General features: G+C 65.7%; 11 protein-coding genes. 6 read left to right on the top strand and 5 right to left on the bottom strand.

Annotated features, from left to right (window positions below; translation table 11 throughout):
- Positions 1 to 212: 212 nt before the first annotated feature.
- From Q7T26_00620 to Q7T26_00630, 3 genes are read right to left on the bottom strand one after another with little or no spacing between them, the layout of a single operon-like run.
- A complete protein-coding gene (locus Q7T26_00620) occupies positions 213 to 656 on the bottom strand; it encodes a hypothetical protein (protein ID MDO8530664.1) in 444 nt (147 codons plus the stop codon).
- Positions 657 to 684: 28 nt separating this feature from the next.
- On the bottom strand, positions 685 to 2,232 hold the full coding sequence (locus Q7T26_00625) for a tetratricopeptide repeat protein (GenBank protein MDO8530665.1): 1,548 nt from the start codon (positions 2,230 to 2,232) through the stop codon (positions 685 to 687).
- Positions 2,229 to 2,936: a hypothetical protein gene (locus Q7T26_00630; protein MDO8530666.1), complete on the bottom strand. Its 708-nt coding sequence runs from the start codon at positions 2,934 to 2,936 to the stop codon at positions 2,229 to 2,231. Before Q7T26_00630 ends, Q7T26_00625 begins: the two co-directional genes overlap by 4 nt.
- A gap of 272 nt (positions 2,937 to 3,208) precedes the next feature.
- Here Q7T26_00630 and Q7T26_00635 point away from each other — a divergent pair, with 272 nt between their 5' ends.
- The 4 genes from Q7T26_00635 (at position 3,209) to rpsU (ending at position 5,801) form a co-directional block, all read left to right on the top strand.
- On the top strand, positions 3,209 to 3,688 hold the full coding sequence (locus Q7T26_00635; GenBank protein ID MDO8530667.1) for an Lrp/AsnC family transcriptional regulator: 480 nt from the start codon (positions 3,209 to 3,211) through the stop codon (positions 3,686 to 3,688).
- Positions 3,689 to 3,803: 115 nt separating this feature from the next.
- Positions 3,804 to 5,000: an aminotransferase class I/II-fold pyridoxal phosphate-dependent enzyme gene (locus Q7T26_00640; protein ID MDO8530668.1), complete on the top strand. Its 1,197-nt coding sequence runs from the start codon at positions 3,804 to 3,806 to the stop codon at positions 4,998 to 5,000.
- 195 nt (positions 5,001 to 5,195) lie between these two features.
- Positions 5,196 to 5,516, top strand: coding sequence for a zinc-ribbon domain containing protein (locus Q7T26_00645; GenBank protein ID MDO8530669.1), 321 nt, complete (start codon positions 5,196 to 5,198; stop codon positions 5,514 to 5,516).
- 96 nt (positions 5,517 to 5,612) lie between these two features.
- On the top strand, positions 5,613 to 5,801 hold the full coding sequence (gene rpsU / locus Q7T26_00650; protein MDO8530670.1) for a 30S ribosomal protein S21: 189 nt from the start codon (positions 5,613 to 5,615) through the stop codon (positions 5,799 to 5,801).
- A 146-nt stretch (positions 5,802 to 5,947) separates the two neighbouring features.
- On the opposite strand, the gene rsmI is transcribed toward rpsU, so the two are convergent.
- Complete coding sequence (rsmI, locus tag Q7T26_00655) at positions 5,948 to 6,778, bottom strand: 16S rRNA (cytidine(1402)-2'-O)-methyltransferase (protein ID MDO8530671.1); 831 nt, start codon at positions 6,776 to 6,778, stop codon at positions 5,948 to 5,950.
- Positions 6,779 to 6,924: 146 nt separating this feature from the next.
- Between rsmI and Q7T26_00660 the strand changes: the two genes are divergently transcribed.
- A complete protein-coding gene (locus Q7T26_00660) occupies positions 6,925 to 7,041 on the top strand; it encodes a desulfoferrodoxin (GenBank protein MDO8530672.1) in 117 nt (38 codons plus the stop codon).
- 49 nt (positions 7,042 to 7,090) lie between these two features.
- Positions 7,091 to 7,234, top strand: coding sequence for a hypothetical protein (locus Q7T26_00665; GenBank protein ID MDO8530673.1), 144 nt, complete (start codon positions 7,091 to 7,093; stop codon positions 7,232 to 7,234).
- 99 nt (positions 7,235 to 7,333) lie between these two features.
- On the opposite strand, the gene lexA is transcribed toward Q7T26_00665, so the two are convergent.
- Positions 7,334 to 7,978: a transcriptional repressor LexA gene (gene lexA, locus Q7T26_00670; protein ID MDO8530674.1), complete on the bottom strand. Its 645-nt coding sequence runs from the start codon at positions 7,976 to 7,978 to the stop codon at positions 7,334 to 7,336.
- Positions 7,979 to 8,329 lie beyond the last annotated feature (351 nt).

Genomic DNA, 8,329 nt, shown 5'->3' on the forward strand with positions numbered 1-8,329 from the left:
GTGTATCAGTTTGCCGTGGTAGGGAATGGGACTCTACCCGTCACACCGGCGAAGGCCGGTGTCCAGAGACGTGCATGGGGGAGACGCTCTGATGGATTCCGGCTTTCGCCGGAATGACGACGACCTAACTGATACACTACCAGCGTCCGGAGGGCGCGCAAGGTGGCGGGGAGGAGGCTTGTGGCGCGCCGTGGACGCGGAGAGGCCGCGCTCTATGGGGCCTTGGGCGCGGGCGCGGCGGGTGGAGTGGGAGTGGCTGCTGGCGCGGGAGGGGGAGCGCTCGCCGCTTTGGGCTTCGCCTTGCGGAAGAAGAGCAGCCGCACGATCAGGCGCAGGATGAACCCGGCCACGGCCCCGACGAGCGCCGCCGCGACCACGATACCCGTGGAGAGGGCGAACACGGCCAGCGCCGCCTGGTTCGCCAGCAGGTTCTCGGCGAGGCGGGTCACCAGGGCTGTGTTCAGCATGTACACGGCGGTCAGCATGGCGACGGGCGCCATGAGGAGCGACGGCCAGCCTATGAGCAGCGCCATGACGAAGGCCACGCCCGCGGCGGACGTGAACGGCGGCATCTGCGCCTTCCGCAGCACGTAGTTGGCGCTGACCGCCACCGCGAAGACCACCAGAACGAGGAGCAGCTTCAGTAAGGCTTTCATGAACTCCTCTGCCTGAGAACAGATGTGCCTAAGCTGGCGGTCTGCCCTGCCGCCGCAACTGGTCCGCCCGCCCGCGCGCGGCGGACGCCAGCTCCCGTTCACCCAGCTTGTCAGACGTTTGGGCAAGCCCCTCGTGATAGTTCGGATTGTTGGGGTTGTATCTGATGGCCGCCTGAAACCCATCCCGCGCCCGCTCATAGTCGGCGCGGCTGCCAGTCAGCAGGCCCCGGTTGAAGGAGGCATCGCCCAGCCTGCTGTTTGATTGCTCTCCCCAATAGGCAGAATTCGTAGAATTCCCGGCCCTGTCGGCCGCGGTCCGGAAGTCCTTGATGGCGTCGGCATAAGTGCTCGCGCTCGGACTGGCGCTGAAGTAGTTGGCGGCGAACGTTGCCTTGCCACGCTCGATGGGACCGTATGGGTTCTCCGGAAACGCCTTGACATGCTGGTCGGCGTCCTGGTAGGCCCGCCCCAGCAGGTTATTTCTTTCCGTGGGATTCTGGGTCGTCATGGCCTTGTCGTTCAGCGTCTCTGCGCGGCTGCCCAGAGCGGCGGTGCGGCCTCCGTCAATGGCCCCGCTGTAGGCCGCGATGGCCTGGTCCCGGGCCGCCGCCTGCGCATTAGGGTCATTTGTACCTGCGGCCGCCGCCCTCAAGAAATCCCCCTTTGTCATGAACAGGTCAGACGGCGGCTTGAGATTACGCTCCTCGTAGGCCTTCTGCGCGGCGTCCATGGAGGCCGCGGCGGCCCGGTAGTCGCCCTTGTCCGCCTGGAGCTGCGACTTCTTTATTGCCAGCTCGTCAATCTTCTTTGCGTCTTTAAAGGTCGGGCCGCTGACGTTCTGCATGGCCTTATCATAGTCGCTGATGGCCTCCTGAGTCCTTCCCTGCGCCCGGTTGATCTCCGCGCGCTGCTGCAAGATGCCCGGATCATTGGGCTTGGCGGCCACCGCCCTGTCCAGGTCGTCCTTCGCGCCCGATGTATCGCCCAGGTTCTGCTTCGCGGCGGCCCGTTGGGCCAGCAATTCAGGATCCTCGCCCCTATTGCTATTCCGGATGACGTAGTTCAGATCGTCTACAGCCCCCTGGTAGTCGCCGGACGCGTTGCGGGAGCGGGCCCGCTCCTGATAGAGCTCGATCACGTACGGGGACTTGGGGGCACGCTTCTCGGCGGCGGTCAGGGCCTTGTCATAGTCTTCGACCGCTGCCGCATCGTTGCCCATATCATGGAGAAGCTCGGCCCGATTGCGGTAGAAGTCCTGCGGCGCGTTGGGGTCCAGCCTGATGGCCTCATTCAGCGCCTCCAAGGCCCCCTGCTTGTCGCCCTTGGCCTTCAACTGGTTGGCCCGGTCGTAGTTCTGCTGCGCCGTCACGCGGTTATAGGCGTCCTTCACGTCCATTGCGTTCTTGACGTCGTCCGCCCCCGCCTTGCCGGTCAGCGTGGCATCGAGAACGTAGCTGGAGAGAAAGTCGTAAATGAAGTCCCGGTCGCTCTGGGAGCACTCCTGGGCCGTGAAGACCACCGAGAACGCCACCGCCAGGAACGCGATGGTAGTCCTCAACGCCTTGCCAGGTCTCATCGCCCACCCCCCTGCGCGCCCGTCCCGCTGGCCGCGTCCTGGACCATCTGCAATACGCGCTCCCGGTCATTGACCTTCATCGCCATCCGCTTCTGGAACTGGTTCAGCGTGATGCGCCCGTCCTTGAGGTCCTGGGCGGCCTGCATGGGCGCCGCAAGCTCCATAACAGGCTTGCCTTTCTGGTCTTTCAGCTCCACCGTCGCCATGGTGATGCCCATCTGCTGCTTTTTGTTCAGGTCAGCCAGCTCCTCGAATGCCTTGATCATGCCCGGACGCCCGCCGGGCGGCGCTCCGATGACCTGGAAGTCCGGCGTGACGGAAAGGCTGACCGTGGCGATGGTCTGCTTGGTCTTCTCGTCCCGGACGATGGTTACGGGGGCGCTGCTGAAGCCCGCACGCTCCATGCCCGTGCTGAGGGCGCGGGCCTCGCGGACGCCCTGCGGCAGGGTAGCCGGCTCCGGCGCCGGCGTGGGCGTGGGGACGAAGATGCGGGCCTGCTTGGGCAGGGGCGGGATGATGGCCTGCGGGGGCACCGGATAGACGCGCGGCTTGGGCGGGCCCTGATAGGTGTCGTAGACAAGCGTGCGGGGGTCGGGCCCCGGCTCCGAAGGCGTGAGGAGACCCGCCACAGAATCCAGCGTGCTGCAACCACCCACGAGCATGCTCAGGACGGCGCCAGCCACCAAAATGCCTACCTTGCGCATTGCTCTGTCCCTCCCCAGGCTGCTGGACTGGGCTGCCGCGTCCGGGACGACCCCCACACGCACCTATCTTTTAGCATAGACTACCGCGATTGTCAAGGCTCAAGGCGATACGCGCACAAAATGCGTCGCATCGTGACGATAAGCACAAATCCGCGCCCGCGCTTCCGAGGCGATGGACATCCGCACGCCGTCTCGTCCATAATAGGCGGAGCTTCATTGTATTCGAGCCGACGTGACGACCGGCGCACGGAGCGTCGCGGGGGAGTGCCGCCATGAAGGACATTTTCCGGATACTGGAACGCAACGCGCGGGCGACGCCAGAAGAGATCGCCACCATGACCGGGCTGGCCGTGGACGAGGTGCGCAAGACCATCACGCGCGCCGAGAAGGACGGGAGCATCGTCCGGTACAAGACGATGGTGGACTGGCAGAAGCTGGGCGAGGAGCAGGTGTGGGCGCTCATCGAGGTGCGGGTCACCCCCCAGCGGGACGTCGGCTTCGACACCATCGCCCGGCGCATCAGCCGCTACACGGAGGTGCGCTCCGTCTATCTCCTGTCCGGCACCTACGACCTGGCGGTGCTGGTGGCCGGCAAGACCATGCAGCAGGTGGCCTCCTTCGTGAGCCAGAAGCTCGCCGCTCTGCCGAGCGTCCACGGCACGGTGAGCCATTTCCTCCTCAAGCGGTACAAGGAGGACGGCGAGATCCTGGAGGACGAGTCCAAGTCGCACCGGCTGCCCATGTCGCCGTAAGCTTGCGGGTGCGCCGTTTTCCCCTCTGCTATAATGGTGTCCGTTTTGTCTCTGAAGACAGGGCAATGGTGCTACTCGACACGGAAGCGCAGGCCCATTGGGGAGGTAAACTCGCGTGGCGGCAGGCTCTCGTCAGACACCGGTGGCGCAGCGCAGCCGCCTCAGCGAGCGGGTGCGGCAGCTCTCGCCGTCCGGCATCCGCCGGTTCTTCGACCTCATCGCGACGATGGAGGGCGTCATCTCGCTCGGCGTGGGCGAGCCCGATTTCGTGACGCCCTGGCGCATCCGCGAGGCCGCCATCCACGCCATCGAAAAGGGCTTCACGCACTATACGTCCAACTTCGGGTTGCTGGAGCTTCGGCAGGCGGTGGCGCAGAACCTGGCGGCCCGCTACGGCGTGGAGTACGACCCGGCCAGGGAGATACTCATCACCGTCGGTGTCAGCGAGGGCCTGGACCTGGCGATGCGCTCCATTCTGGACCCCGGCGACGAGGTCATCATCCCCGAGCCTACCTACGTCTCTTACATACCCTGCGTCACGCTGGCGGGCGGTACGTTCGTCCCGGCGCCTACCTCCGTCGAGAACGGGTTCAAGGCGCGGGCCGCGGACATCGAGGCGCGGGTCACGCCACGCACGCGGGCCATCGTCGTCGGCTACCCCAACAATCCCACCGGCGCGGTGATAGAGCGGGCCGAGTTCAAGAAGATCGCGGAGGTCGCACGCCGCCACGACCTGCTCCTGGTGTCCGACGAGATTTACGACAGGCTTGTCTATGGCGTGCAGCACGTCTGCGTCGCCGCCCTGCCCGGGGCGCGGGAGCGGACCATTCTCCTGGGGGGCATGTCCAAGGCGTACGCCATGACCGGGTGGCGCATCGGCTTCGCGGCGGCGCCCGCGGAGATCATTGAGGGCATGATGAAGGTGCACCAGTACACCATGCTCTGCGCGCCCACCCTCAGCCAGCTCGCCGCCGTCGAGGCGCTCCGCATGGGAGAAGAGGATGTCTTGAGGATGATGGAGGAGTACGACCGCCGCCGCAGGATCATTGTGCGGGGGCTGAACACCATCGGTCTGCCCTGCGTCGAGCCGCGGGGCGCGTTCTACGCCTTCCCCTCGATACGGGCGACCGGCCTGAGCAGCCAGCAGTTCGCCGAGAAGCTGCTGATGGAGGAGAAGGTGGCGGTGGTCCCCGGCGACGCCTTCGGCCCGTCGGGCGAGGGCTACGTGCGCTGTTGCTACGCCGTCGCCGCCGAGCAGATAGAGGAGGCGTTGGTGCGCATCGGGCGCTTCGTGCAGCGCCACAAGGTATAGCGCCGGGCTCCACGTCAGCCCCGCTCGCCCCCCCCGTATACGGCGCGGCGTATCTGCTACACGTTGCGCTTGCATTTTCCTTTCGAAAGGTGTAGCATAGCTTCCGGTGGTTTCCTGCGCTGGTTTCGTCCTCCCGATTTACTTCGGATCGGATGGCCTCCCTGGAGCCAACTACTAGAAAGAAGGAGGTCATCCATGAGCTACACCGACAAGACGATTACCTGCTCTGATTGCGGCGCGACGTTTACGTTCAGCGCCAGCGAGCAAGAGAGCTTCGCACAGCGCGGTTACACCAACGAGCCCAAGCGGTGCTTGGCGTGCCGCAATGCGCGTAAGACGGAGCGGGGCGGCAGCAGCGGCAGCGGTTTCGGGCAGCAGTCTCAGCGGCGCGAGATGTTCTCGGCCGTGTGCGCCACATGTGGCCAGCAGACGCAGGTCCCGTTCCAGCCCCGTGGCACCAAGCCCGTGTACTGCAGCGATTGTTTTCGCAAGGTCCAGCAGACATCCAGTCGCTAGGGTCTAACCACCCAAGCCGGTAAGCGGCAAGGGGCTATGGTTTGACCATAGCCCCTTGTCCTTTGTCTGCGTGGGGTGCCTGGAAAGGAACTTCCTTTGGACGTTATACTGCGCGAAGGCGAGACCCAGGAGAGCCTGCTCAAGCGCTTCACCACCAAGGTACAGCGCTCCGGCATCCTGCGGGAGGCGAAGCGCAAGCGGTTCTTCGTCTCCAAGGGCGAGGCCGCCCGCGAGAAGCAGCGCCGGGCCGCGCGCCGCCGGCACCGCATGCGCCGGTCCGAGTAGCGCTCAGGCCTGCGAGGCGCGCGACATCGCATCGTCCTCTGTGGTCGTGCGCCAAAAAAAGGGGGGATAGCCAACCTCACAGTGGGCTATCCCCGGCTCCCGGCTATTCTCGTTATTCTCCCCACGTTACTCAGTAGTGGTTACTTCTAAGGACTGCTTTTGCCTATCCTCATTCGCAGCGCGTACACGTCGCGCCGCCGCAGGCCCGTCTCCTGCACCACGCGCGCCACGGCCTCCTTCGGCGCAACGCCCTCGGCCAACAGCGCCTTGAGGCGCTTCTGAGCGTCCGGCCCCGTCACGGGCGCGGCCGCCGTCGGCGTCCCCCCCGCGATGACGAGGGTGAACTCGCCCCGAGGCTGCGCGAAGTGCTCCAGGGCCTCGCGCGCCGTCCCGCGAAAGACCTCCTCGTACAGCTTGGTCAGCTCCCGGCACACGGCCATCCGCCGGTCGCCCAGCGCCAGCGCCATGTCGGCCAGGCTCGCGCGCACCCGGTGCGGCGCCTCGAAGGCGACGATGGTGCGGGGCTGCGACCCCACCTCGGCCAGAAGACGCGACCGCGCCTTCTTGTCGCGCGGCAGAAATCCCAGGAAGGTGAATTGATCGGCGGGCAGCCCCGCGACGGCCAGCGCCGCCGTGATGGCGGACGGCCCCGGCACGGGCGCCACGCGATAGCCGCGGCGCACCGCCTCTACTACGAGCTCGTAGCCGGGGTCCGAGACCAGGGGCGTACCTGCGTCGGAGACCAGCGCCACGTCCTTGTCCGCCAAGGCGTTCAGCAGCGCGGGCAGGCGGGCCGCCTTGTTGTGCTCGTGGAAGCTGACGAGGGGCGTGGTGATGCCGTGCCTGGCCAGGATCTTGCGCGTGGTGCGCGTGTCCTCCGCGGCGATGAGCTGCACCTCCCGCAGGATGCGCAACGCCCGCGCGGTCAGGTCCTCCATGTTGCCAATGGGTGTGGCGACGACGTACAAGGTGGGCATAGGGCGGGCCTCAGCCTGCGTTCCCCGAAGACGGCGGTTGACGGGACGCCGCCTTTGTGGTAAATTTATCAATCGCGCCCGCGGGTGTGTTTCCACTGGGCCCGCACCCTTGCGATGCGCGATTTCGCCAAGGAAGGTGATAGTTCGTGGCCAACGATACGGGCAAGCGGTACTTCTGCTCCAAGTGCGGCTCCGAGTTCATCGTCACCAAGGGCGGCGCAGGCGCCATTGTCTGCTGCGACGTGCCGATGACCAGGAAGTAGCCCCCTCGGAACGCACTCTCACAACCAGGATAACCACAGGAGGTTTGGTGTGGCCAACCAACTCGGCAGACGCTACGTCTGTGACGTGTGCGGCACGCAGGTGCTCTGCACCAAGGCGGGCACGGGCGCCATCAAGTGCGACGGCAAGGACATGAGCCCTCAGCAGCCCCGGCCTCTTCCCTCGTCTGACTAGTCGGCGTTCTGGCAGTCCCCCGGGCGTCTCTCGCATATCCCCCGCGGGGGATATGCTTGTTTGGCGGGCAGCCGCTCCGGGCGGCGCCTTGCACGTCCGCTAGGCGACGCGCCGCACGACTCCAATAACGCGGCCCTGCACGTCCACGTCCGTCGCCTCCACATAGATCGGCTTGAAGGCGTCGTTCGCGGGCTGCAGGCGGATGCGTCCCTTTTCGCGGTAGAACCGCTTCAGCGTCGCCTCTCGCCGCGACTTTAGCCAGGCCGCCACCATCTGTCCGTTCTCTGCGGTCCGTACCTGCTGCAGGATGATGATGTCCCCGTCGTCAATGAAGGCGTCCACCATGGACTTGCCCTTGACGAGAAGGGCGTACACGTTCTCCTTGCCCTTCACCATGTCCGGCGACACGTCCACCGTGTCCAGCTCCGGCTGGCGCCACGTGTCGGACGATGGCACGGGAATGGGCTGGCCCGCGGCTATGGCGCCGATGAGCGGCACGGGGATCGACTGCCTGGGTCGCCCTTCGAGGAGCTCGATGCCCCGCGACACCTCCGGGTCCCGCCGCAGCGTGCCAAGGCGCTCCAAAATGTTCAGATTGTAGTCAACGACCGAGGTGGAGCTGATGTCGCACCCCCGCTGGATGTCCCGGACGGTGGGTGGATAGCCCTTGTCGTCCAAGAACGAGCGGATGAAGTCCATAATGTTCCGCTGCTTCGCTGACAGTTTGGGACTGAGCGTCTTCATGACTCTCCTCGTTCACGCGGCGCCGTACGCGAGTGACGCCCCGCCGGTCGCCACCGCGCCCTACACTTGACAATAATGGAACCTATGTTCTGGACGCCGTTGCCAGTCTAGCAGGCCCCCAGAGGGATGTCAAGGCTTTTCTTGCGACGCGGGGCGCTATGTGTCAGGCGGGCCGGGCTGACGGCGGAGGCTACTTCTTGCGGACCGCCTCCGCACGAACGAAGAACTGGATGACCGGCTCCTTGCCCGGATTGGAATGGCTGTGGCTGATTCCAGCCGGAATGGAGATCAGCTCGTTGGGCCCCACGCGATAGGTCTTGCCGCCCTCGACCTTGACCTCCGACGTGCCTT

The sequence above is a fragment of the Dehalococcoidia bacterium genome (assembly GCA_030648205.1).
Taxonomy (GTDB): domain Bacteria; phylum Chloroflexota; class Dehalococcoidia; order JAUSIH01; family JAUSIH01; genus JAUSIH01.

Excerpts from the sequence above, each read along its gene's own strand:
- Q7T26_00630 (MDO8530666.1), bottom strand. The coding sequence starts at position 2,936 with ATGCGCAAGGTAGGCATTTTGGTGGCTGGCGCCGTCCTGAGCATGCTC.
- Q7T26_00625 (MDO8530665.1), bottom strand. The coding sequence starts at position 2,232 with ATGAGACCTGGCAAGGCGTTGAGGACTACCATCGCGTTCCTGGCGGTG.
- Q7T26_00645 (MDO8530669.1), top strand. The coding sequence starts at position 5,196 with ATGAGCTACACCGACAAGACGATTACCTGCTCTGATTGCGGCGCGACG.
- Q7T26_00635 (MDO8530667.1), top strand. The coding sequence starts at position 3,209 with ATGAAGGACATTTTCCGGATACTGGAACGCAACGCGCGGGCGACGCCA.
- rsmI (MDO8530671.1), bottom strand. The coding sequence starts at position 6,778 with ATGCCCACCTTGTACGTCGTCGCCACACCCATTGGCAACATGGAGGAC.
- Q7T26_00620 (MDO8530664.1), bottom strand. The coding sequence starts at position 656 with ATGAAAGCCTTACTGAAGCTGCTCCTCGTTCTGGTGGTCTTCGCGGTG.
- lexA (MDO8530674.1), bottom strand. The coding sequence starts at position 7,978 with ATGAAGACGCTCAGTCCCAAACTGTCAGCGAAGCAGCGGAACATTATG.